This is a genomic window from Shinella sp. R2-11 (assembly GCF_055330205.1).
Window position 1 is genome coordinate 283,620 of sequence record NZ_JBVAPC010000007.1, and the last position, 24,811, is coordinate 308,430.

Below are 24,811 nucleotides of genomic sequence, written 5' to 3' on the forward strand. Positions count from 1 at the left end.
CCCCTTAAATCGCCGCATTTAAGGTCCACCGACCGGCGATATCCAGAGGGCTCATCCGACCGCTTATGGCAGGCAACCGAAAATCCCAGCGCATCGAACCGTCCTTCCGGGGAGCGGCAGGGCGAGACGACGACGATGATTTCCATCTCGGCGCGGAGGATCGTGTGGCCGGCGGCGGGCGGAACGGCCGCGGCAAGCCGCCGAAGGCTGCAAAACCGCGGCGCGGCGAGGCCCGGCGCCGGCAGCCCTCGCTCGGCATTTTCGGCCTCTTCCGCCGGCTCGTCTACTGGTGCCTGGTGCTCGGGCTCTGGGGCGCCATCGGCGTCGGCGGGCTCGTGCTCTACTACGGCTCGCGCATGCCGAGCGCCACGAGCTGGGCGATCCCGGACCGGCCGCCGAACGTCAAGATCCTCTCGGTCAACGGCGACATCATCGCCAACCGGGGCCTCACCGGCGGCGAGGCGCTGTCGCTGGAAAACATGTCGCCCTATATTCCACAGGCGGTCATCGCCATCGAGGACCGGCGCTTCTACTCGCATTTCGGCATCGACCCGCTCGGCCTTGCCCGCGCGATGCTGACGAACGTGACGTCCGGCCGCATGGTGCAGGGCGGTTCGACCCTGACGCAGCAGCTCGCCAAGAACATGTTCCTCTCGCCCGAGCGCACGCTGGAGCGCAAGGTGCAGGAAGTGCTGCTGTCGCTCTGGCTGGAGCACAAATACACCAAGGACCAGATCCTTGCGATGTATCTCAACCGCGTGTTCTTCGGCTCGAATTCCTACGGCGTGGAGGCGGCCTCGCGGCGCTACTTCAACAAGTCGGCGCGCGACGTCAATCTCGGCGAGGCTGCGCTGCTGGCGGGCCTCCTGAAGGCGCCCTCCCGCCTTTCGCCGGCGCGCGACCCGGAGGCGGCGGAAGCACGCGCCCAGGTCGTCCTCGGCGCGATGCGCGAGGAAGGCTACATCACCGACGCGGAGATCAAGACCGCGATGTCGCAGAGCCCGGCGCGGGCGAAGAGCTACTGGTCCGGCGCCGAGCACTATGCCGCCGACATGGTCATGGCCCAGCTTCCCGGCATGATCGGCGACATCAAGGAAGACCTCGTCATCGACACGACCATCGATCTCGACCTGGAGAAGAAGGCCGACGAGGCGATCTCGAAGATCCTCGACAAGGACGGCGCCAAGTCCAATGCCTCGCAGGCCGCCCTCGTCTCCATCGACGGCACGGGCGCGATCCGCGCGCTGGTCGGCGGGCGCGACTATGCCGAAAGCCAGTTCGACCGCGCCTCCAAGGCCAAGCGCCAGCCGGGCTCGGCCTTCAAGCCCTTCGTCTATGCCGCCGCGCTTGAAGCGGGCCGCTCGCCGCTGTCGCTGCGCAACGACGCGCCCGTCAGGATCGGCAAGTGGACGCCGGAGAACTACGACCAGAAATATCGCGGCGAGGTGACGCTCGCCTCGGCCTTCGCCGAATCGCTCAACACCATCGCCGCCCAGCTCGTCATGGAAGTGGGGCCGGACGAGGTGGTCAAGCTCGCCCGCCGGCTCGGCATCGAATCGGACCTGCAGGCCAATGCCTCGATCGCGCTCGGCACCTCGGAGGTGACGCTCGTCGAGCTGACGTCCGCCTATGCGCCCTTCATGAACGGCGGCTACAAGGCGACGCCCCACATCATCCGCCGCATCTCGACCGCCGAAGGCAAGGTGCTCTACGAGAACACCTACGACAATCCGCCCCGCGTGCTGGAGCCCAACATCGTTTCTATGATGAACGGCATGATGATGCGCGTGATCTCTGAGGGCACCGGCAAGAACGCCCGCATCCCCGGCTGGCCGGCCGCCGGCAAGACCGGCACGACGCAGTCCTTCCGCGACGCGCTCTTCGTCGGCTATACCAGCAACCTGACGACCGGCGTCTGGTTCGGCAACGACGACGGCAAGTCGATGAAGAAGGTGACGGGCGGCGGGCTTCCGGCGCGCGCCTGGAGCCAGTTCATGACGGCGGCCCATGCCGGCCTCTCGCCCTCGCCGCTCTTCGGCACGGCGGGCGGCGACCCGCTGCAGGCCACCGAGCCGGCGCCGGAAGGCGACCAGCTCTTCGACATCATCTCGCGCACGCTCGGCACCGACGAACGGCCCATCGACACGGGCGCGGCCGTCGCCAACGAGCAGACCGGCGCTGTTCCGCTCGACAACGGGCCGCTCGACGACGGGATGATCCCGCCGGCCGAGGTCGGCGGCGAGGGCCGGCCGGCCACGCGCCGCACGACGCTTCTCGACATCCTGATGGGCGGCTGACGCCCGCATAAAACCTGTACCCCGCGGCACGGGCCGTTCTGCCGGCTTGACGCCCGCCGGCAAGCTCACCACATTGCCGGCGGCGACCCTTTCACCTTGCCGGACGCGCTGATTTTGCGAGCTTTGCGCCTCGTCCATGTCTTGCAGTCGTCTGGAGGGGTCCTTATATACCCCGCAAAGCTTCGGTTCAGGCCGGCGCTTTCGACAAGACCATACCATTAGGGGCTGCCAACAGAATGCCTGAATGGGTTCCGGCAGTTCGCTTCAAGGAGAGAATGACATGGCTAAAGTAATCGGTATCGACCTCGGAACGACCAATTCCTGCGTCGCCGTCATGGATGGCAAGGACGCGAAAGTCATCGAAAACGCCGAAGGCGCGCGCACGACGCCTTCCATGGTCGCCTTCACCGAAGACGGTGAGCGGCTGACCGGCCAGCCGGCCAAGCGCCAGGCGGTCACCAACCCGGAAAACACCCTCTTCGCCGTCAAGCGCCTCATCGGCCGCCGCTACGACGACAAGCTCGTCGAGAAGGACAAGGCGCTCGTTCCCTACAAGATCGTCAAGGGCGACAACGGCGATGCCTGGGTCGATGCCCGCGGCAAGGGCTATTCCCCCTCGCAGATCTCCGCGATGATCCTGCAGAAGATGAAGGAAACCGCCGAATCCTATCTCGGCGAGACCATCACGCAGGCCGTCATCACGGTTCCGGCCTACTTCAACGACGCGCAGCGCCAGGCGACCAAGGACGCCGGCAAGATCGCGGGCCTTGAAGTGCTGCGCATCATCAACGAACCGACGGCTGCCGCGCTCGCCTACGGCCTCGACAAGAAGGACGGCAAGACCATCGCCGTCTACGACCTTGGCGGCGGCACGTTCGACATCTCGGTCCTGGAAATCGGCGACGGCGTCTTCGAAGTGAAGTCGACGAACGGCGACACCTTCCTCGGCGGTGAAGACTTCGACATGCGTCTGGTCAACTACCTCGCCGACGAGTTCAAGAAGGACCAGGGCATCGACCTGAAGAACGACAAGCTCGCCCTGCAGCGCCTCAAGGAAGCTGCCGAAAAGGCCAAGATCGAGCTGTCCTCCGCGCAGCAGACCGAAATCAACCTGCCGTTCATCACGGCGGACGCTTCCGGTCCGAAGCACCTGACGATGAAGCTGACCCGCGCCAAGTTCGAAGCGCTCGTCGACGACCTGGTCCAGCGCACCGTCGCTCCGTGCAAGGCAGCCCTCAAGGATGCCGGCGTCACGGCGGCCGAGATCGACGAAGTCGTTCTCGTCGGCGGCATGAGCCGCATGCCGAAGGTACAGGAAACCGTCAAGCAGCTGTTCGGCAAGGAGCCGCACAAGGGCGTGAACCCGGATGAAGTGGTCGCCATGGGCGCCGCCATCCAGGCCGGCGTCCTGCAGGGCGACGTCAAGGACGTCCTTCTCCTCGACGTGACCCCGCTGTCTCTCGGCATCGAAACGCTGGGCGGCGTCTTCACCCGTCTGATCGAGCGCAACACGACGATCCCGACGAAGAAGAGCCAGACCTTCTCGACCGCCGAGGACAACCAGTCGGCCGTGACCATCCGCGTCAGCCAGGGCGAGCGTGAAATGGCCGCGGACAACAAGCTGCTCGGCCAGTTCGACCTCGTCGGCATTCCGCCGGCACCGCGCGGCATGCCGCAGATCGAAGTCACCTTCGACATCGACGCCAACGGCATCGTGCAGGTCTCGGCCAAGGACAAGGGCACCGGCAAGGAGCACCAGATCCGCATCCAGGCTTCCGGCGGCCTTTCCGACGCCGACATCGAGAAGATGGTCAAGGATGCCGAGGCCAATGCCGAGGCCGACAAGAAGCGCCGCGAGGGCGTCGAGGCGAAGAACCAGGCCGAAAGCCTGATCCATTCGTCGGAGAAGTCCCTCAAGGAATACGGCGACAAGGTCACGGAAGACGACCGCAAGGCCATTGAGGAGGCGATCGCCGCCCTCAAGACCTCGGTCGAAGCCTCCGAGCCGGACGCCGAGGACATCAAGGCCAGGACCAACACGCTCATGGAAGTCTCCATGAAGCTCGGCCAGGCGATCTACGAGGCCCAGCAGGCCGAAGAGACCGCCTCCTCCTCGGGTGAGGCCGGCGACAATGTCGTCGATGCCGACTACGAGGAAGTCAAGGACGACAAGAAGTCGGCCTGAGCCTCCTGACATGCCGGCCGCGTCCGACGCGGCCGGTGCAACGGATAGTGAAAAGGCGGAAGTCAGCACGAAGGGAAACAAGGCAGCATGATCACCCCCGTTTATCGCGGCGATGACGTCATGGCCTTCCCTTCGCCCGGCTTCCGCCTTTCGCATGCGTGAGGCCAAGGCAAGCTTCCCGGTCCATAATAAAAAGACCGTTCCCCTGAAACGGACGTGAACCCGAATGGCAAAAGCTGATTTTTACGAGACGCTGGGTGTCTCCAGGACCGCCGACGAGAAGGAGCTGAAGAGCGCCTTCCGCAAGATGGCGATGAAGTACCACCCCGACAAGAATCCGGGCGATGCCTCCGCAGAACAGAAGTTCAAGGACGTCAACGAAGCCTATGAGATGCTGAAGGACCCGCAGAAGCGGGCAGCCTACGACCGCTACGGCCATGCGGCCTTCGAGCAGGGCGGCATGGGCGGCGGCGGCTTCGGCGGTGGCGGTTTCGGCGGCGGCGGCTTCTCCGACATCTTCGAGGACATCTTCGGCGAGATGATGGGCGGCGGGCGCCAGCGGCGTTCCTCCGGTGGACGCGAGCGCGGCGGCGATCTTCGCTACAACATGGAGATCTCGCTGGAAGAGGCCTATGCCGGCAAGAACGCGCAGATCCGCGTGCCGACATCGATCACCTGCGACGTCTGTTCCGGCTCGGGCGCCAAGCCCGGCACCAGCCCGAAAACCTGCGCCACCTGCCAGGGCTCCGGCCGCGTGCGCGCCGCACAGGGCTTCTTCTCCATCGAGCGCACATGCCCGACCTGCCACGGCCGCGGCCAGACGATCAGCGACCCCTGCACCAAGTGCCACGGCAACGGCCGCATCACCGAAGAGCGCTCGCTGTCGGTCAACATTCCGGCCGGCATCGAGGACGGCACGCGCATCCGCCTTTCCGGCGAGGGCGAAGCCGGCCTTCGCGGCGGCCCTGCGGGCGACCTCTATATCTTCCTGTCGGTCAAGCCGCACGAATTCTTCCAGCGCGACGGGGCGGACCTCTATTGCTCCGTGCCGATCTCGATGACGACGGCGGCCCTCGGCGGCACCTTCGACGTCGCGACGCTCGACGGCACCAAGTCGCGCGTCTCGGTGCCCGAGGGCACCCAGGCCGGCAAGCAGTTCCGCCTCAAGGGCAAGGGCATGCCGGTGCTGCGCTCCAACCAGATCGGTGACCTCTACATCCAGATCCAGATCGAGACGCCGCAGAAGCTCACCAAGCGCCAGCGTGAGCTGCTGAAGGAATTCGAGGAGATTTCCTCGAAGGAGAACAACCCGGAATCGTCAGGCTTCTTCGCGCGGATGAAGGAATTCTTCGAGGGCTGATCGCCTTGAAGGCTCAAACGAAAAGCCCCGGCAGCGCCGGGGCTTTTTTTGCATGTTCAATAGAACCGCAAACCTCTCCTCCGTCATGCTCGGGCTTGTCCCGAGCCTCTGCAACGTCTCGATATTTCAATGCGTTGGCAGATCCTCGGCACAAGGCAGAGGATGACGACAGCGGGTGGAGCGAGGTTAAAGGCTCCGGCGTGCCGGAGCTTTCCCGCTTGGACTACTGAATCAGGATCGCCCGGAAATCGTTGACGTTCGTGCCGGTAGGGCCGGGCACGAAGAGGTCGCCGAGGGCGTCGAAGGCGGTCCAGCTATCGTTGCGCGACAGGAACTCGGCGGCGTCCTTGCCCTTGTCGGCGAGGCGCGAGACCGTGGTGCCGTCAGCGAAGGCGCCGGCATTGTCCTCCGAGCCGTCGATGCCGTCCGTATCGGCGGCGAGCGCATGAAGGCCCGGAAGGCCGTCGGTGGCGCAGGCGAAGGAGAGCAGGAACTCGCCGTTGCGGCCGCCCTTGCCCTTGCCCCTGATCGTCACGGTGGTTTCGCCCCCCGAGAGGATGACGACGGGTTTGCGGAACGGCCGGTCGCGGCGCACGACTTCCGCCGCGATGGCGGCATGCACGCGGCCGACTTCGCAGGCTTCGCCCTCGATGGCGTCGGAGAGGATGACCGCCTCGATGCCGGCCTTCTTCGCGGCGGCGGCGGCGGCTTCCAGCGAGACGGCGGCGGAGGCGACGAGCCTCACCTCGTTGCGGGCATAGCGCGGATCGGAGGGCAGCGGCGGCTCATCCGTACCGCCCTCGATATGGCGCATCACGGCTTCCGGCAGGTCGAGGCGGTAGCGCTCGATGAGGCGGAGGGCATCGGCGCGGGTCGTCTCGTCGGCGATGGTCGGGCCGGAGGCGACGAGGGCGGGATTGTCGCCCGGGATGTCGGAGACGACCAGCGAGACGACGCGGGCGGGATGGGCGAGCGCGGCCAGCCGGCCGCCCTTGATGCGCGAGACCTGCTTGCGCACGGCGTTCATGGCGCTGATCGGCGCGCCGGAGGCGAGCAGCGCCCTGTTGACGGCGATCTCGTCGGCGAGCGTCAGGTCGCCGGCGGGCGCGGGCAGCAAAGCCGAGCCGCCACCGCAGACGAGGGCGACGACGAGGTCGTCCTCGGTGAGGCCCCGCACGGCGGCCATCAGCCGGCCGGAGGCGAGAAGGCCACTGTCGTCCGGCACCGGATGGGCCGCTTCCAGCACCTCGATGCGCTCGCAGGGCACCGCATAGCCGTAGCGCGTGACGACGACGCCCGTCAGCGGCGCATCCCACAGGCGCTCAAAGGCGCGGGCCATCTGCGCGGCGCCCTTGCCGGCGCCGATCACCACCGTGTGGCCCTTCGGCTTTTCCGGCAGGTTGGCGGCCAGCACCTTTTCCGGATCGGCCGCATCGACCGCGACGGAAAAGAGATGTTCGAGAAAGGCGCGCGGGTCGGCGATGGTCGGCATGGGGTTCCTCCGGGTCATGCGGGTAGCTCATATAAACACAGCCCCTCATCCGCAAGCCAGCGCCGTCTCCTCCAAGACGGCGCGGCGGGACGAGGGGCTGTCTCTCCTCCTCAGGATGGGGTGACCGGGCGGGGCTCCCCTCCCCGCCCGGCCAGGCCGTCATGCGACGGCGTGGTTCGCCATGCGCTCCAGCGCGGTGACGAGACCGGAGTGATCGAGGCCCGCATCGCCGTGGGCCGCGCACTGATTGAAAAGCTCCTGCGTGGATGCCGTGTTGGGCAGCGCGACGCCGAGCGTCCTGGCGCCCTGGAGGGCCAGATTGAGGTCCTTCTGGTGCAGCGAGATGCGGAAGCCCGGATCGAAGGTGCGCTTGACCATGCGCTCGCCATGCACTTCGAGGATGCGCGAGGAGGCAAAGCCGCCCATCAGCGCCGCGCGCACGCGCGCCGGATCGGCGCCGGCCTTGGAGGCGAAGACGAGGGCTTCGGCGACCGCCTCGATGGTGAGCGCCACGATGATCTGATTGGCGACCTTGGTCACCTGGCCGTCACCGCAATCGCCGACAAGGGTGATGTTCTTGCCCATGAGCTGGAAGAGCGGCAGCGCCCGGTCGAAGCTCTCCTGCGAGCCGCCGGCCATGATGGAGAGCGAGGCGTTCTTCGCGCCGACCTCGCCGCCCGAGACCGGGCCGTCGACATATTCGGCGCCGGTCGCGCGGATCTTCTTGGCGAATTCCTTCGTCGCGATCGGCGAGATCGAGCTCATGTCGATGACGAGCTTGCCGGCCGAAAGACCGTGGGAGACGCCGTTCTCGCCGAAGAGCACGTCCTCGACTTCCGGCGTGTCCGGCAGCATGAGGATGATCGTGTCGACGGTCTCGGCGAGCGCCTTCGGGCTGTCGACGATCTTCAGGCCGTTGTCGAGAAGCTCCTGACGCGGCGCGACCGAAAACTTCGAGGTGATGACGGTGTGGCCGGCATCCTGGAGGTGACGCGCCATGGGCGTGCCCATGATGCCGAGGCCGATGAAGCCGATATTTGCCATGATCTAAACTCCCAATCTTGAAATGATTTTCCGGCTCATCGGCCGACTTCGGCCAGCCAGCCGAGACCTTCCGCGGTGGTGGTGCGCGGCTTGTATTCGCAGCCGATCCAGCCGTCGTAGCCCAGCGCGTCGAGCGTCCTGAACACGAAGGGCCAGGCGATCTCGCCGGTGCCCGGCTCGTTGCGCCCCGGATTGTCGGCAAGCTGCACGTGGGGGATCTGCGCCTGGTGCTTCCTGAAGGTGCCGATCAGTTCGCCCTCGGTGCGCTGCTGGTGGTAGAGATCGTACTGGATGTAGAGGTTGTCCGAGCCGACCTCCGCGATGATCGAGGCCGCCTGGTCCGGCGTTTTGAGGTAGAAGCCCGGAATATCGAAATGGTTGATCGGCTCGATCAGGAGCTTGATGCCGTGCTTGCCGAGTTCCGACGCCGCCAGCTTGAGGTTGGCGACGAAGGTGGCGCGCAGCACGCTGTCCGGCACGCCGGCCGGCGCGATGCCCGACAGGCAGTTGACCTGCCTGCAGCCGAGCTTCGTGGCATAGTCGATGGCCTTCGCCACGCCTTCACGGAACTCGTCGACGCGATCCGGCAGCACCGCGATGCCGCGCTCGCCGCCGGCCCAGTCGCCGGCCGGCAGGTTGTGCAGGACCTGCGTCAGGCCATGCTTGTCGAGTTCGGCGCGGATCGCGTCCTTGTCGAAATCGTAGGGGAAGAGATATTCGACCCCCTCGAAGCCGGCCCTGGCGGCCAGGGCGAAGCGCTCCATGAAGGGCGCCTCGTTGAAGAGCATGGTCAGGTTGGCCGCAAATTTCGGCATGGTTCTCTCCTTCTTGAAGCGCAATTCCGAACGGAAAACCGCTTTACACTTTTCCTGGAATTGCTTGCCCTCAATCCAGCAGCGCGGCCAGCGTTGCCGTCGGCGCATCCTCGCCGCGTTCTGCCAGTTCCTCGAACTCGACGACAGCGTTGATGTCGGCACCCATGGCGATGTTCGTGACGCGCTCGAGGATGAACTCGATGACGACGGGAACCTGGTGCTCCTTCATCAGCTTCTGCGCCGTGTTGAAGGCTTCCTGGAACTCGTTGGCGCTGCGAACGCGGATGGCCTTGCAGCCGAGGCCTTCGGCGACCGCGACGTGATCAACGCCGTAGCCGGCTTCCGAGTCGGCATTCGCGTTGATGTTGTCGAAGGCAAGCGAGACCTCGAAGTCCATGTTGAAGCCGCGCTGGGCCTGGCGGATGAGGCCGAGATAGGAATTGTTCACGACCACATGCAGGTAGGGCAGCTTGTGCTGGGCGCCGACTGCAAGCTCCTCGATGAGGAACTGGAAGTCGTAGTCACCCGACAGCGCGACGATCGGACGGTCCGGGTCGGCGGCGCGCACGCCGAGCGCTGCCGGCAGCGTCCAGCCGAGCGGGCCGGCCTGGCCGCAATTGATCCAGTTGCGCGGCTTGTAGACATGCAGGAACTGCGCGCCGGCAATCTGGCTGAGGCCGATGGTCGAGACGTAGCAGGTGTCGCGGTCGAAGGCCTTGTTCATCTCCTCGTAGACGCGCTGGGGCTTCAGCGGCATCTGGTCGAAATGGGTCTTGCGCAGCATGGTGCGCTTGCGCTCGCGGCATTCGCCGGCCCAGCCGGACCAGTCGCGCAGCTTGCCCGCCGCCTTCCATTCCGTCGCGACCTCGACGAAGACCTGAAGGGCGGCGCCGGCATCGGAGACGATGCCGAAGTCCGGCGTGAAGACACGGCCGATCTGGGTCGGCTCGATGTCGACGTGGATGAACTTGCGGCCTTCCGTGTAGGTCGGGATGTTGCCGGTGTGGCGGTTCGCCCAGCGGTTGCCGATGCCGAAGACGAAGTCCGAGACGAGCAGCGTGGCATTGCCGTAGCGGTGCGAGGTCTGGAGGCCGCACATGCCGGCCATCAGCGGGTGATCGTCCGGGATGACGCCCCAGCCCATCAGGGTCGGGATGACCGGAACGCCGGTGATTTCCGCAAGCTCGACCAGGAGGTCCGAGGCATCCGCATTGATGATGCCGCCGCCGGCGACGAGCAGCGGGCGCTCGGATTCATTGAGCATGGTGAGCGCCTTCTCGGCCTGGGCGCGGGTGGCGGCCGGCTTGTAGGGCGTCAGCGGCTCGTAGGCGTCGATGTCGAACTCGATCTCGGCGAGCTGGACGTCGATTGGCAGGTCGATGAGGACCGGGCCGGGACGGCCGGAACGCATCGTGTGGAACGCCTTCTGGAAGACGTAAGGCACGAGGCCCGGCTCCATGACCGTGACGGCCCATTTGGTGACGGGCGCGGCGATCTTGGCGATGTCGACCGCCTGGAAATCCTCCTTGTCGAGGCGGGCGCGCGGCGCCTGGCCGGTGATGCAGAGGATCGGGATCGAATCGGCGGAGGCCGAATAGAGGCCGGTGATCATGTCGGTGCCGGCGGGGCCCGACGTGCCGATGCAAAGGCCGATATTGCCGGCGCGGGCACGGGTATAGCCCTCGGCCATGTGGCTGGCGCCCTCGACATGGCGGGCGAGGATATGGCGGACCGAGCCGCGCGCCTTCAGCGCCGAATAGAAGGGATTGATCGCAGCGCCCGGAACGCCGAAGGCGCAATCGACGCCTTCCTTCTCCAGAACCAGCACCGCCGCGTCGACAGCACGCATTTTAGCCATGGGTTTTCCTCCGTCTCTTGAGAGGGAAGGTAGCGCATCGGCGTTTCAGCGCAATCATAAAATGGAAATAAATCCCATCATACGGAAATAAACATTTTCAACGAAACTGGAACAATCGCTCCGGGCCGGCTATGGAAATGACAAGGCAGGCAGGAGAAAACCATCATGGCGCAGCATCAGGAAAAGACGCGCGGGCGACCGGGGCGCAAACCGGCGGAAAACGCGGCGCCGTCCTCGGTGCAAGTGCTCGACCGGAGCCTGAAGCTGCTCGATCTGGTGGCGGCGGCCGACGGCGCGGCGCTGACGGACCTTGCGGACGCTTCCGGCATGGCGCCCTCTACCGTGCACCGGCTGCTCACCTCGCTCGCCCAGCACGGCATGGTGATGCATGACGGGGAGACCGGCGCCTGGACGATCGGCGTCAAGGCCTTCGAGATCGGCACCGCCTATCTGCGCTTCCGCAAGCTCGGCACGATCAGCCGGCCGTTCCTCAAGCAGTTGATGGAAGGATGCGGCGAGACCGCCAATATCGCCATCGAGGACGACGGCGACGTCGTCTTCATCTCGCAGGTCGAAAGCCATGCGCCGATGCGCGCCTTCTTCCGCCCCGGCCGGCGCGGGCCGATCCATGCCTCCGGCATCGGCAAGGCGATCCTCTCGACCTGGCCCGACGCCCGGATCGAGGCGCTGCTGGCCGGCCGCACGCTGCAGCACTTCACCGACAAGACCCGCGACACGATCCCGACGCTGCTGGAGGACATAGGCAGGATCCGCACCCGCGGCTGGTCGATCGACGACGAGGAGCACACGCTCGGCATGCGCTGCGTGGCGGCGCCGATCTTCGACGAATATGGCGAGGCGGTTGCCGGCATCTCGGTGTCCGGCCCGGCGGTGCGGCTTCCCGACAGCAAGGTGGATGCGTTCGGCCCCGTAGTGCGGGCGGCGGCGGAGGGCGTGACGCGGGCGATGGGGGGACGGCTGGCGTAGTCGGCCGAGGAACGCGCGGGCCCCTCATCCCGCTGCCGCGACCTTCTCCCCGCAAGCGGGGAGAAGGAAGATGGTGCGCCGGTTTCCTGAAACAGTTTGGGCAGCGGGACGGGAAACCGTGCCGCGCTTTTCCTTCTCCCCGCAGCCAAGGAGAAGGTGGCCGGCAGGCCGGATGAGGGGCGATCCGCCCCGGATCCGTCAGGCGGTTTCGAGCAGGCGGCTTGCGGCCGCCGCGCGCTTTGCGCCCTTGCCCTTCATCGCCTTGCCGGCGACATAGACTTCCGCAACGCAGCGGTCGTCGCCCATGGTCTGGAGGATGAAGAGTTCCTCCAGCAGCGATTTCGCCGTGCGCATGCGGTATTCCATCGCCGTCTTGGCGCTCGAATCGAGCACGACGATATCCGCATCCGCCCCGGCATGGAGCGAGCCGATATGCTTCTCCAGCCCGAGCGCGCGGGCATTGCCCAGCGTCATGCGGTAGAAGGAATTGAACGGCGTCAGCTTCTGGCCGCGAAGGTGCAGCACCTTGTAGGCCTCGTCCATGGTCTCCAGCATGGAGAAGCTGGTGCCCGCGCCGACATCCGTCGCCACCGACCAGCGCGCGCCAGCCTTGTCGAAACGGTCGCGGTCGAAGAGGCCCGACCCCAGGAAGAGGTTGGAGGTCGGGCAGAAGACGCCGACGCTGCCGGTCTCGGCGAGCACGCCGATTTCCCGGTCGCTGAGATGGATGCAATGGCCGAGCAGCATGCGCTCGTTCAGGAGGCCATAGCGGGCGTAGATGTCCGTATAGTCCTTCGCTTCCGGATAGAGCGAGGTTGCGAAGGCGATCTCGTCGTGGTTTTCCGAAAGGTGGGTCTGGACATAGCAGGTGGGATTTTCCGCGACGAGCGCCTGGCTCATCTCCATCTGCTCCGGCGTCGAGGTGATGGCGAAGCGCGGGCTGATCGCATAGTGCGCGCGGCCGCGGCCGTGCCATTTCCCGATCAGCGCCTTCGTCTCGTCATAGCCCTTCTGCGGCGTGTCGCGCAGCGCGTCGGGCGCGTTGCGGTCCATCATCACCTTGCCGCCGACCATGCGCATGCCCCGCGCCTCGGCCGCCGTGAAATAGGCGTCGACGCTCTCGGGATGCACCGAGCAATAGGCGACGGCAGTGGTGGTGCCGTTCGACAGAAGCTCGTCGAAGAAGCGGTCCGCCACGGCGCCCGCATGGGCGGCGTCGGCGAATTTCTGCTCTTCGACGAAGATGTAGGTGTTCAGCCATTCGAGGAGCTGCGCACCGTAGGAAGCGATGGCCTGGGTCTGCGGGAAGTGCAGATGCGTATCGATAAGGCCCGGCAGAACGAGGTTCGGCCGGTGATCGGCCACCTCGACATCCGCGCCGACGAGTTTGCTGATGACAGCATGATCGCCCGTGTCCACCACCTTGCCGCCACGCACGAGGACGGCGCCGTCCTCGAAGTAGCGCCAGGCGGCCGTGTCGTCGATGCCCTGCGGCTCGGCGACGAAGGTGAGTACCCGTCCGCGGATCAGGAGATCGCTCACTGGGTCTTCTCCCCGCTGACGGCACTTTCGTACCAGGCGACGAAGAGCTTGCGCTCCTCGTCGGAGACCTGCGTGACGTTGGCGGGCGGCATGGCATGCGAGCGGCCGGCCTGCAAATAGATCTCGCGCGCGTGGTTGGCGATATCGTGGTCAGTTTCGAGGACGACGCCCTTCGGCGGCGCGATCAGGCCTTCCCAGCCGGGTTCCTTGGCATGGCACATGGAGCAGCGGCCGAGCACGGTGTCGCGCACCTTCGGAAAGGCTTCCGCCGTCATGAAGGGCTGCGCGGTTGCCGAGACCTTCGCGTCGGCCGTCTCGCCCGTCAGGATCTTAGGCACCGTGGAGAGCCACATGATGGCGACGAAGAGCAGGGCCGTGGCGAGCCAGGTCCAGGTCGGGTTGCCGGCATCGGCGTGGCGGGTGTTGAAGTAGTGGCGGATGGTGACGCCCATCAGGAAGACGAGCGAGGCGATGATCCAGTTGAACTCGGTGCCGAAGGCCAGCGGATAGTGATTCGACAGCATGAGGAACAGCACCGGCAGCGTCAGGTAGTTGTTATGCGTGGAGCGCTGCTTGGCGATCCTGCCGTATTTCGGATCGGGCGTGCGGCCGGCGATGAGGTCGGCGACGACGATGCGCTGGTTCGGCATGATGATGAAGAAGACGTTCGCCGACATGATCGTCGCCGTGAAGGCGCCGAGATGCAGGAACGCGGCTCTACCGGTGAAGAGCTGCGTATAGCCCCAGGCGACGACGACCAGGATGAAATAGAGCGCCACCATCAGCCGCGTATTGTCATTGCCGAAGGGCGACTTGCAGATCAGGTCATACAGGATCCAGCCGAAGCCGAGCGAGGCCAGCGAGATGGCGATCGCCACCGGCTTGGAGACGTCGAGCACGTTCGGGTCGATGAGATAGAGGTCGGCGCCCGCGTAATAGACGAGACAGAGCATGCCGAAGCCGGAGAGCCAGGTGACGTAGCTTTCCCATTTGAACCAGACGAGATGCTCGGGCATCTTGGCCGGCGCCACGAGATACTTCTGGATATGGTAGAAGCCGCCGCCATGGACCTGCCATTCCTCGCCATAGGCGCCCGGCGGCAGATCGGGATGCTTCTTCAGGCCCAGGTCGAGCGCGACGAAATAGAAGGACGAGCCGATCCAGGCGATGGCCGTGATCACGTGCAGCCAGCGGACCGCGAACATGACCCAATCCCAGGCAATGGCATATTCGTACATAGGGACCTCCACCCATTTTCCATGGGCTTGTTTGCCATCAAGTGATTTTCCCGGAAATCCCGGTGAATCACCAACACTTTCAAAAAAAACTAAAAGATGGAGCCTACTTTGCTCCATACGCCGATGTGGTAGAAAGGGCCATGTCCTATCTCGATAATGTACGCGTCTTCGTTCGCGTGGTCGAACTCGGTACGCTTTCCGCGGCAGGGCGCGACCAGCGCGTCACCCCTGCGGTCGCCAGCAACCGCATCAAGGAGCTGGAGCGCCATCTCGGCGTGCGCCTCTTCAACCGCACCACGCGCAAGCTCTCGCCGACCGAGCACGGCCGCGTGTTCTACGACGGCGCGGTGAAGATCATCGAGGCGGTGAACGAGGCGGAAGCGGCGATCGCGGACCTGTCGCGCAACCCCAAGGGCTCGCTGCGCATCACCGCCCCGCTCGGCATCGGCCGCCGGCTGATCGCCTCGGGCATTCCCGAATTCCACGACAAGTATCCCGACATCGAGGTGCGCGTGCGCCTGTCGGACCACAATGTCGACATCCTCGCCGAGGGCGTGGACGTCGCCTTCAAGCTCGGCGTGCTGGAGGATTCGAACCTGCGCATGCGCGGCATCCTCAAATGCGAGCGCGTGCTCTGCGCCTCGCCCGCCTATCTCGCGCGCCGCGGCATGCCCGCGAACGCAGACGCGCTGATCGCCGACAGGCACGACTGTCTCCTGCTGCGCTATCCCGGCTCGAAGGAATATTACTGGACGCTGGTGATGCCCGAAGGCCCGCGCAAGTTCGAGGTCGCCGGCCCCTATGACAGCGACGACGGCGACGTGCTCACCCAGTGGGCGCTGGAGGACCGCGGCATCATCAACAAGCCGCGCTTCGAGGTGAACAACCACCTGAAGGACGGAAGGCTTGTCGAGATCCTGAAGGACAGCCCGCCCGCCTCCGTGCAGCTCGCCGCGATCTACCCGCACAAGCGCTTCCAGGACCCGAAGGTCCGCCTGATGATCGATTTCATGGCGGAGCGCTGTCAGCGGCTGATCGGCAGGCTGCTCGACGAGGAGCCGGCGGCGTTCGAGGAAACTATCGACTGAACGTTTCGGAAGCCTTCGCCCGCTCCACCGTCCACGTCAGCGCCGCCGTCATGATCTCGGCGGCGGCGAGGGTGGCGATGACGGCGGGGCGCTTGTCCTTGAGGGCGGTGCCGCCGATGGGGCAGGTGAGCTTATCGAAGAGATCGGGGGAGCCGCTTTCGCGCGACAGCCAGTTGCGGAAGGTGGCGCGCTTCGTCTTCGAGCCGATCATGCCGACATAGGCGGCATCCGTGCGCCTCAGCGCCTCGGCGGCGATGAGGAAATCGAGCGCGTGGTCATGGGTGAGGATCACGAAGCTGCTGCCGGCGGGTGCATCGCGCACCACGGCCTCGGGCATGGGGGTGAGGCACGTCTCGATGCGCGGCACCGTGGAGGCCATCAGCTCATCCTCGCGCGTATCCACGAGGATGACGCGCAGCGGCGCGAGCGAGAGCGCCATGGCGAGCGCATCGCCGACATGGCCGGCGCCGAAGACATAGACATGCGGGCGCGCCGCCATTTCCCGCTCGCTGCGGGCGACGAGGTCGCCTGCCAGCGAAGGCCCGACAGCGGTGAAGGCAAGGCCGACCCGGCCGCCGCAGCACTGGCCGATCTCCGGGCCGAGCGGCACGTTCATCGGCTCGGCGGCAAGGCCGGAACGCAGCGCCCGACGCGCCTGGTCGATGGCCATGTATTCGAGCTGTCCGCCGCCGATCGTCGCGAAGATGGACCGCTCGGAAACGAGCATCCAGGCATCGGTGTCGCGCGGCGTGGAGCCCGCGGCTCCCGTCACCTCGACCAGGATGACCGCCGGTTCGCGGCGCAGGAAATCCCGGATGTCTTCGCGCGCGGCGGGCATCGTCCTATCCCTTCTTCGCCTGGCCGCAATTCCGGACGGAAAACCGCATCACACTTTTCCTGGAATTGCTCGGCCGGCTTTCAGCCGCTCGATGGCCATCAGCACGCGTTCGGGCGTCGCGGGAGCGTCGAGCTTCGGGCAGACCTTGTGATCCGCCACGCTCGCCACCGCATCCGACAGGGCGTGCAGCACGGAAAGGCCGAGCGGCAGCGGCGGCTCGCCGACCGCCTTGGAACGGTGGATCGTCGGCTCGTAGGCTTCCGACCAGTCGGTGAGCGCCACGTTGAAGATCTTCGGACGGTCCGAGGCGAGCGGGATCTTGTAGGTGGAGGGCGCGTGGGTGCGCAGCCGCCCCTTGCCGTCCCACCACAGCTCCTCCGTCGTCAGCCAGCCCATGCCCTGGATGAAGCCGCCCTCGACCTGGCCGATATCGATGATCTTGTTCAGCGAGCGGCCGGTATCGTGCAGGATATCGGTGCGCTCGACGACATATTCGCCGGTCAGCGTATCTACGGACACTTCCGAGCAGGCCGCGCCGTAGGCGTAGTAGTAGAAGGCGTGGCCGCGGCCCTTGGAGCGGTCCCAGTGGATCTTCGGCGTCTTGTAGAAGCCGGCCGCCGAAAGCTGGACGCGCGCCACATAGGCCTGCTTGACGAGATCGTTGAAGGAAATCTCGGCATTGCCGATGCGCACCCGGTTGGGCAGGAAGACGACCTGGTCGCGCGGCACCTGATGGCTTTCCGCAGCGAAATCGATCAGCCGGTCCTTGATCTGGCGGGCGGCATTCTGCGCCGCCATGCCGTTGAGGTCGGCGCCCGAGGAGGCGGCGGTCGGCGAGGTGTTGGGCACCTTGGCGGTCGTCGTCGCGGTGATCTTCACCCGGTCGAGATCGATCTGGAATTCTTCCGCCACGACCTGCGCCACCTTCAGGTGCAGGCCCTGGCCCATTTCCGTGCCGCCATGGTTCATGTGCACGGAGCCGTCCGTATAGACATGCACCAGCGCGCCGGCCTGGTTGGATTCGGTCTTGGTGAAGGAGATGCCGAACTTGACCGGCGTCAGCGCGATACCGCGCTTGACGATGCGGCTCTTCGCATTGAATTCGGCGATCGCCTTGCGGCGGCCGGCATAGTCGGCGCTCTGCTCCAGCTCGGCGACGATGCGCTGGATGATGCAGTCCTCGACCTTCTGGTGATAGGGCGTGAGGTTGCGGGTGCCCTCGACGCCGATCTCGTCGTAGAAGTTCAGCTTGCGGATTTCGAGCGGGTCCTTGCCGACGGCGAAGGCCACCTCGTCGATGACGCGCTCAGCGCCCACCATGCCCTGCGGGCCACCGAAGCCGCGGAAGGCGGTGTTCGACACCGTGTTGGTATGCAGCAGCGCCGTCTTGGCGTGCACATGCGGGAAGAAATAGGCGTTGTCGCAGTGGAACAGCGCCCGGTCGCCCACCGGGCCGGAAAGGTCTGCCGAAAAGCCGGCCCTGAGCGCGAAGGTATAGTCCACGGCGAGGATGCGGCCCTCCTCGTCGAAGCCGACATCGTAATCGATGGCGAAGTCGTGCCGCTTGCCGGTGGCGACCATGTCCTCGTCGCGGTCGAGCCGCACCTTCACGGCGCGGTTCAGCTTCTTGGCGGCGATGGCGGCGAGCGCCGCGCACTGGTTTGCCTGCGTCTCCTTGCCGCCGAAGCCGCCGCCCATGCGGCGCACTTCCACCGTCACGGCATGGCTCGGCACGCCGAGCGCATGGGCGATCATGTGCTGCGTCTCGCTCGGCCCCTGGGTGGAGCAGTGGACGAGGACCTCGTCGTCCTCGCCCGGCACGGCGAGCGAGACCTGGCCTTCGAGATAGAAATGATCCTGGCCGCCGAGCCGCATGCGGCCCTTCACACGGCGCGGGGCGCCTTCGAGCGCCGCCGCCGCATCGCCGCGCTTCAGCGTCAGCGGCGGGAAGACCTGGCGGTGGGTGGACTGGTCGAGGTCCCAGATGTCGATATCGGCCGGCAGTTCCTCATATTCGATCTTCGCGAGCCGGGCGGCACGGCGGGCCTCCTCGCGCGTCTCGGCGATCACGCAGAAGATCGGCTGGCCGTGGAACTCCACCTTGCCGGCGGCGAGCACCGGATCGTCGTGCATGCCCGAGGGCGAGATGTCGTTGACGCCGGGAATGTCCTCGTGCGTCAGCACCGCGACGACGCCGGGCGCGGCGCGCACCGCCGAAAGGTCGACGGATTTCAGGACGCCGTGGGCGACGGTGGAAAGGCCGAGGCCGGCATGCAGCGTGCCGGCGGGCTCGGTGATGTCGTCGATATAGACGGCGGTTCCGGCGACGTGCTTGTGGGCGGAGTCATGGCGGGGGCTCGCATGCACGCCGCCGGTGATCTTCTCGGCCTTGAGGTCGGTCGTATGCTTGTTCATGGCTCACGCTGCCTCGTATCGTTGCACCTGCGCGCTCGCCGCGCCGGATGTGGTTTCCACGAAGAACCGCAGAAGCAGGTTCCTTGCCACCAGCGCGCGGTATTCGGCGGTTGCGCGCATGTCGGTCAGCGGTGCGTAGTCTTCCGTGTACGTCTCCATGGCCGCTTCCACGGTCGCCTCGGTCCAGGGCTTTCCGAGGAGCGCGGCCTCGACGGCGGAGGCACGCTTCGGCGTCGCCGCCATGCCGCCATAGGCGATCGTGATCGCCGCCACCGTGCCGTCGTCGGCCAGCGCCAGGCGGAAGGCGCCGAGCGTCGCGGTGATGTCCTCGTCGCGGCGCTTGGTCACCTTGTAGATGGCGACCTTCTCGGAGGCCGCCGGCACCGGCACATGCACGGCCTCGACGAATTCGCCCGGCTGGCGGTCCTGCTTGCCATAGGCGATGAAGAAGTCCTGCAGGGAGATGGTGCGCCGTTCGGCGCCCTTGCGCAAGGTCAGCATGCTGCCGAGCGCGATGAGCGCGGGGGGCGTGTCGCCGATGGGCGAGCCGTTGGCGATGTTGCCGCCGATCGTGCCCATGTTGCGCACCTGCTGGCCGCCGATGCGGTGGATCAGGGGCGCCAGCACCGGAATATGCTGCGCGAGGACCGAGACGGCCTCGCTATAGGTGACGCCGGCGCCGATGGAGACCGTGCCATCCTTCACCGAAATCGACTTCAGCTCGTCGAGCCCGCTTATGAAGACCACCGGCGCGATGTCGCGCATGTGCTTCGTCACCCAGAGGCCGACGTCGGTGGAACCGGCAACGACCGTCGCGGTCGGCGAAGCTTCCAGCACGGCGGCGAAGTCGTCGAGGCCGGCGGGCACGATGAAGCGGCGCTTGCCCTCGCCGATCTCGACGCGGGCGCCGTCGCGCATGCCCTTGAGGCGGGCGATCATGGTCTCGCGTTCGGAAAGCAGCGGGTCCCTGTCCGTGCCGCCATAGGTCGAGATGGCGCGGGCGGCGCGCAGGATCGGCTCGTAGCCGGTGCAGCGACAGAGATTGCCTTGCAGGGCCGTCTCGATCTCGCGGTCGCCCGGGTTCGGCGTCTTCATCCAGAGCGCATAGAGCGACATGACGAAGCCCGGAGTGCAGAAGCCGCATTGCGAGCCGTGATAATCCACCATGGCCTGCTGCACGGGATGGAGGCGCCCGTCAGCAGCGGCCAGATGCTCGACCGTCACGACATGACAGCCGTCCAGCGAGCCGAGGAAGCGGATGCAGGCATTGACGCCCTCATAGACCAGCCCGCCTTCCGGCATCAGGCGTCCCACCAGCACGGTGCAGGCCCCGCAGTCGCCCTCGGCGCAGCCTTCCTTCGTGCCTTTCAGCAGGCGGGAGAGGCGCAGCCAGTCGAGCAGGGTCTGGTCCGGCGCGACGTCGCTGAGGGACACGTCCTTGCCGTTGAGGATGAAACGCAGTTCCGAGCGGATCGTCACGGCCGCCATGGTTTAGCTCCCGCGGTAGGTGGAATAGCTGAAGGGCGAGACCAGAAGCGGTACATGGTAATGCGCGCCCTCGTCGGCAAGGCCGAAGCGGATCGGGATGATGTCGAGGAAGAGCGGGCCGTCGCCCGTGCGGCCGAGATAGTCGCCGGCATGGAAGCGCAGCTCGTAGGTGCCGGCCTTCATCGTCTCGCCCGAAAGCAGCGGCGCGTCGCAGCGGCCGTCGTCGTTCGTCTCGGTGGTCTTGAGGTGGTGGAACGCGTCGCCTTCGACCCGGTAGAGGTCGATGCGCAGGCCCTCCGCCGGCTTGCCGCGGGCGGTGTCCAGGACGTGGGTCGTGAGCCGGCCGGCTCCGTGCGAATGAGACTGCATGTTTTCCTCCCGAGCACAATGCGCCTGCAATCACTATCCGCCAGCCCGTTTCCACTGAAAAGCGGAAAGATCGTTCGAGACTTTCAAATTTTCCAGGGGAATTGCGCGCGCGAATCCTGGGTTAAACATGCGTCATCGAAAACGTTTGGAGGAGCGTTCCATGCGATATTGCCGCGACATGCACGGATACGGAGAGACCCCGCCAAAGGCCGCATGGCCGGGCGAAGCGCGCGTCGCCGTGCAGTTCGTGCTGAACTACGAGGAAGGCGGGGAGAACTGCGTGCTGCATGGCGATGCGGCATCCGAAGCATTCCTCTCCGAGATCGTCGGAGCCGCGCAATGGCCCGGCCAGCGCCACTGGAACATGGAATCGATCTACGAATACGGCGCCCGCGCCGGCTTCTGGCGCCTGCACCGGCTGCTGAGCGAAAAGAGCGTGCCCGTGACGGTCTATGGCGTCGCGACCGCGCTCAGGCGCTCGCCCGCCCAGGTCGCCGCGATGCTCGACGCCGGCTGGGAAATCGCCTCGCACGGCCTGAAATGGGTCGAGCACAAGGACATGAAGCCGGAGGAGGAGCGTGAGGCCATCGCCGAGGCGATCCGCCTGCACACGCTCGTCACCGGCGAGCGGCCGCGCGGCTGGTATACGGGCCGCTGTTCGGTGAACACGGTCGACCTCGTCACCGAGGCCGGCGGCTTCGACTATATCTCCGACACCTATTCGGACGACCTGCCCTACTGGCACGAGCATGACGGCCGGCAGCAGCTCATCATTCCCTATACGCTCGATGCCAACGACATGCGCTTCGCCACCCCGCAGGGCTTCAATTCCGGCGACCAGTTCTTCAGCTACCTGAAGGATTCGTTCGATGCGCTGTATGCCGAAGGGGCGGCGGGCAGCCCGAAGATGATGAGCATCGGCCTGCATTGCCGCCTGATCGGCCGGCCCGGCCGCGTCATGGCGCTCGCCCGCTTCATCGACTACGTCAAGGGCCACGAAAAGGTCTGGATCGCCCGGCGCGTCGACATCGCCGAGCACTGGGCGAAGACCCACCCGCCGCGCCCGCGCGCCGAGCGGCCGTCCGAGATGAGCGAGGAGGCGTTCGTCGAGCGCTTCGGCGGCATTTTCGAGCATTCCGACTGGGTGGCGCGCCGGGCATGGGCGGACGAGCTCTCGCCGGCGAACGACACGGCCATCGGCCTCGCCGCCGCGCTCACCTTCCAGTTCCGCGCGGCAAGCGACGAGCAGCGGCTCGGCGTCCTCGTCGCCCACCCGGACCTTGCCGGCAAGCTGGCCGAGGCCAGGCGCCTGACGGCAAGCTCGACGGAGGAGCAGGCCTCCGCCGGCCTCGATGCACTGACGGACGAGGAACGGGCACGCTTCACCGAACTCAACGAGCGCTATGTCATGAAATTCGGCTTCCCGTTCATCATCGCCGTGCGCGACAACACGAAGGCCAGCATCCTCGCGGCCTTCGAAAAGCGCATCGCGAACGATCGCGACGCCGAATTCGCCACCGCGTGCCGCCAGGTGGAGCGGATCGCCCTGCTCCGGCTCAACGCCCTGCTTCCCGCCTGAGCGGAATATGATAAACCTTGGCGAGACGGGGAGCCTCCCCACCCTGTCCCGCTGCAACGTTCACCAGCACGGCCTGTCGCCGGCAAGCGTATCCGGCCATTCCGGCCGAGGGAGGAAATCCATGAAGACCATCGAGATCAAACCGCTGACCCGCGAGGCTTTCGCGCCTTTCGGCCAGGTCATCGAACAGGACGGCGCGCACAATTTCCCGATCAATGCGGGCAAATGCGTGCGCTACCACGACCTTGCGCATGTCGAGACGACCGGCGAGAAGGCGCGGCCGATGATCAGCCTCCTGCGCGGCGAGCCCTATCCGCTGCCGCTGGAACTCAACATGGTCGAGCGGCATCCGCTCGGCAGCCAGGCCTTCATTCCACTTAGCGACAGCACCTTCCTGGTGGTCGTCGCCGAGGAGACGGAAAACGGCCCGGCCGAGCCGATCGCCTTCCGCACGGCGCCGGGCCAGGGCGTCAATATCGGCCGGAACGTCTGGCACGGCATCCTGACCCCGCTCGACAAGCCCTCCGACTTCGCCGTGGTCGACCGCGGCGGCGAGGGCGTCAACCTCGAGGAGCATTTCTACGAGGAAGCGTTTCTGATCCGCTGAGACTTCCACCGGCCTCACGGATCCGCCGGCCCGCCTCCACGGGCCGGCTTTTTCGTATCCGGATTTTGTGAGCCATGAAGGAACGGGCCGCGCGATGAGCGTGGCCCGTTCGTGTTTCGGGGACCATTCCCCAGCCGCCGACATCATCCTCATCCACGCATGGATGGTCGGGTCAGGCCCGACCATGACGGAGGAGAGGTGGGCGACGCTTAGCGATAGCGCGGCGGGCTCGTCGCTCCTCTCCGGCCTTCGTATTTCCCCAAACGAAAAGGGCCGCACTCATCGCGCGGCCCTTTCCTGTCTATGCGTTCTTTCCTACTCCGCGAAGAAGGCGAAGCGGATGACGAAGAGGATGGCGACGATGGCGGTTGCCGGGTGGATGTCCTTCCACTTGCCCGTGAAGAGCTTCAGAACGACATAGCTGATGAAGCCGAAGGCAAGACCATTGGCGATCGAGTAGGTGAAGGGCATGGCGAGCGCGGTGAGCGCAGCCGGAGCCGCTTCCGTCAGGTCTTCCCATTCGACTTCCGTCAGCTCACGCATCATGAGGCCTGCAACATAGAGCAGGGCCGGAGCCGTCGCATAGCTCGGCACCGAGCCCGCGAGCGGCGACAGGAAAAGAGCAGCAAGGAAGAGGATCGCGATGGTGAAGGCGGTGAGGCCCGTGCGACCGCCCGCCTGCACGCCCGAAGCGCTTTCCACATAGGCCGTGGTGCTGCTCGTGCCGATCAGCGAGCCGGCGACGATGGCCGTGCTGTCCGCAAGAAGCGCGCGGCCGAGGCGGCTCTTCTGGCCTTCCTGGATGAGGTTGGCGCGCTTGGCGACACCGATCAGCGTGCCCGTGGCGTCGAAGACCTCGACAAGCACGAAGACGAGGATGACATGCAGCAGGCCGCCATGCAGGGCGCCCATGATGTCGAGCTGCAGGAAGGTCGGCATGATGGACGGCGGCATGGAGACGACGCCGCGGAACTCGCTGACGCCGAGGATCCAGGACAGGACCGTGACGACGAGGATGCCGATAAGGATCGAGCCCTTGACCCGCAGCGCATCCAGCACGGCGATGACGAAGAAGCCGAGGATCGCCAGCAGCGGGCCGGTCTGCTTCAGATCGCCGAGGCCGACGAGCGTTGCCGGGTTGTCGACGACGATGCCGGAGCTCTTCAGGGCGATGATGCCGAGGAAGAGGCCGATACCGGCGGCAATCGCGCTTCTCAGCGAATGCGGGATGCCTTCGATCAGCCAGCTGCGAACACCCGTTACCGTGAGGAGAACGAAGATCATGCCGGAGATGAAGACCGCGCCGAGTGCCTGCTGCCAGGTGAAGCCGAGGGCAGCGACGACAGTGAAGGCGAAGAAGGCATTGAGGCCCATGCCGGGCGCCATGCCGATCGGCCAGTTGGCCATGGTCGCCATGACCATGGAGCCGAGCGCCGCCGCCAGACAGGTCGCTACGAAGACGGCGTCCCGGTCCATGCCCGTCGTCGACAGGATGTCCGGGTTGACGAAGATGATATAGGACATCGTGAGGAAGGTCGTCAGACCCGCGATCACCTCGGTGCGAACCGACGTGCCGTGCTCACTCAGCTTGAAAAACTTTTCAAACATA

Annotated in this window: 18 protein-coding genes; 7 read left to right on the top strand and 11 right to left on the bottom strand. The window is 65.9% G+C overall.

Features of this window, described 5'->3' with window-relative positions; all coding sequences use genetic code 11:
- Positions 1-65: 65 nt before the first annotated feature.
- The 3 genes from ACZ1A1_RS18815 to dnaJ all read left to right on the top strand — a co-directional run bounded on the left by ACZ1A1_RS18815 (position 66) and on the right by dnaJ (position 5,842).
- Positions 66-2,297: a transglycosylase domain-containing protein gene (locus ACZ1A1_RS18815; RefSeq protein WP_463621106.1), complete on the top strand. Its 2,232-nt coding sequence runs from the start codon at positions 66-68 to the stop codon at positions 2,295-2,297.
- Positions 2,298-2,577: 280 nt separating this feature from the next.
- Positions 2,578-4,482: a molecular chaperone DnaK gene (gene dnaK, locus ACZ1A1_RS18820; protein ID WP_463621107.1), complete on the top strand. Its 1,905-nt coding sequence runs from the start codon at positions 2,578-2,580 to the stop codon at positions 4,480-4,482.
- 226 nt (positions 4,483-4,708) lie between these two features.
- Complete coding sequence (gene dnaJ / locus ACZ1A1_RS18825; RefSeq protein ID WP_463621108.1) at positions 4,709-5,842, top strand: molecular chaperone DnaJ; 1,134 nt, start codon at positions 4,709-4,711, stop codon at positions 5,840-5,842.
- Between the two features lie 223 nt (positions 5,843-6,065).
- Here the strand turns inward: dnaJ and ACZ1A1_RS18830 are convergent, their stop codons facing one another.
- The 4 genes from ACZ1A1_RS18830 to gcl all read right to left on the bottom strand — a co-directional run bounded on the left by ACZ1A1_RS18830 (position 6,066) and on the right by gcl (position 11,051).
- Complete coding sequence (locus ACZ1A1_RS18830; protein ID WP_463621109.1) at positions 6,066-7,334, bottom strand: glycerate kinase type-2 family protein; 1,269 nt, start codon at positions 7,332-7,334, stop codon at positions 6,066-6,068.
- Between the two features lie 159 nt (positions 7,335-7,493).
- Positions 7,494-8,378, bottom strand: a complete 885-nt coding sequence (locus ACZ1A1_RS18835) for a 2-hydroxy-3-oxopropionate reductase (RefSeq protein WP_463621110.1) — start codon at positions 8,376-8,378, stop codon at positions 7,494-7,496.
- Positions 8,379-8,413: 35 nt separating this feature from the next.
- The gene (gene hyi / locus ACZ1A1_RS18840) at positions 8,414-9,193 is read right to left on the bottom strand and encodes a hydroxypyruvate isomerase (RefSeq protein WP_463621111.1); all 780 of its coding nucleotides are present in this window, start codon (positions 9,191-9,193) and stop codon (positions 8,414-8,416) included.
- A 70-nt stretch (positions 9,194-9,263) separates the two neighbouring features.
- Positions 9,264-11,051, bottom strand: coding sequence for a glyoxylate carboligase (gene gcl, locus ACZ1A1_RS18845; RefSeq protein WP_463621112.1), 1,788 nt, complete (start codon positions 11,049-11,051; stop codon positions 9,264-9,266).
- A 165-nt stretch (positions 11,052-11,216) separates the two neighbouring features.
- Here gcl and bhcR point away from each other — a divergent pair, with 165 nt between their 5' ends.
- Entirely contained in the window at positions 11,217-12,038 is an 822-nt protein-coding gene (gene bhcR, locus ACZ1A1_RS18850) for an HTH-type transcriptional regulator BhcR (RefSeq protein ID WP_463621113.1), read from the top strand.
- A 198-nt stretch (positions 12,039-12,236) separates the two neighbouring features.
- On the opposite strand, the gene guaD is transcribed toward bhcR, so the two are convergent.
- Positions 12,237-13,580, bottom strand: coding sequence for a guanine deaminase (gene guaD / locus ACZ1A1_RS18855; RefSeq protein ID WP_463621114.1), 1,344 nt, complete (start codon positions 13,578-13,580; stop codon positions 12,237-12,239).
- Positions 13,577-14,818 (bottom strand): urate hydroxylase PuuD, encoded by a 1,242-nt coding sequence (locus ACZ1A1_RS18860; protein WP_203317093.1) that lies wholly within the window; start codon positions 14,816-14,818, stop codon positions 13,577-13,579. The genes guaD and ACZ1A1_RS18860 overlap by 4 nt, the downstream gene beginning before the upstream one ends.
- Positions 14,819-14,958: 140 nt before the next feature.
- Between ACZ1A1_RS18860 and ACZ1A1_RS18865 the strand changes: the two genes are divergently transcribed.
- Complete coding sequence (locus tag ACZ1A1_RS18865) at positions 14,959-15,906, top strand: LysR family transcriptional regulator (protein ID WP_463621115.1); 948 nt, start codon at positions 14,959-14,961, stop codon at positions 15,904-15,906.
- On the opposite strand, the gene xdhC is transcribed toward ACZ1A1_RS18865, so the two are convergent.
- From xdhC to uraH, 4 genes are read right to left on the bottom strand one after another with little or no spacing between them, the layout of a single operon-like run.
- The gene (xdhC, locus tag ACZ1A1_RS18870; protein WP_463621116.1) at positions 15,896-16,744 is read right to left on the bottom strand and encodes a xanthine dehydrogenase accessory protein XdhC; all 849 of its coding nucleotides are present in this window, start codon (positions 16,742-16,744) and stop codon (positions 15,896-15,898) included. The genes ACZ1A1_RS18865 and xdhC overlap by 11 nt on opposite strands.
- A 48-nt stretch (positions 16,745-16,792) precedes the next feature.
- A complete protein-coding gene (xdhB, locus tag ACZ1A1_RS18875; protein ID WP_463621117.1) occupies positions 16,793-19,159 on the bottom strand; it encodes a xanthine dehydrogenase molybdopterin binding subunit in 2,367 nt (788 codons plus the stop codon).
- 3 nt (positions 19,160-19,162) lie between these two features.
- Complete coding sequence (gene xdhA, locus ACZ1A1_RS18880; protein WP_463621118.1) at positions 19,163-20,647, bottom strand: xanthine dehydrogenase small subunit; 1,485 nt, start codon at positions 20,645-20,647, stop codon at positions 19,163-19,165.
- 3 nt (positions 20,648-20,650) lie between these two features.
- Complete coding sequence (uraH, locus tag ACZ1A1_RS18885; RefSeq protein ID WP_203317086.1) at positions 20,651-21,016, bottom strand: hydroxyisourate hydrolase; 366 nt, start codon at positions 21,014-21,016, stop codon at positions 20,651-20,653.
- Positions 21,017-21,176: 160 nt separating this feature from the next.
- Here uraH and puuE point away from each other — a divergent pair, with 160 nt between their 5' ends.
- Positions 21,177-22,595, top strand: coding sequence for an allantoinase PuuE (gene puuE / locus ACZ1A1_RS18890; RefSeq protein WP_463621119.1), 1,419 nt, complete (start codon positions 21,177-21,179; stop codon positions 22,593-22,595).
- A 121-nt stretch (positions 22,596-22,716) separates the two neighbouring features.
- Positions 22,717-23,202, top strand: coding sequence for an ureidoglycolate lyase (locus ACZ1A1_RS18895; RefSeq protein WP_463621120.1), 486 nt, complete (start codon positions 22,717-22,719; stop codon positions 23,200-23,202).
- 315 nt (positions 23,203-23,517) lie between these two features.
- Here the strand turns inward: ACZ1A1_RS18895 and ACZ1A1_RS18900 are convergent, their stop codons facing one another.
- On the bottom strand, positions 23,518-24,810 hold the full coding sequence (locus ACZ1A1_RS18900) for an NCS2 family permease (RefSeq protein ID WP_463621121.1): 1,293 nt from the start codon (positions 24,808-24,810) through the stop codon (positions 23,518-23,520).
- Position 24,811: the final 1 nt, after the last annotated feature.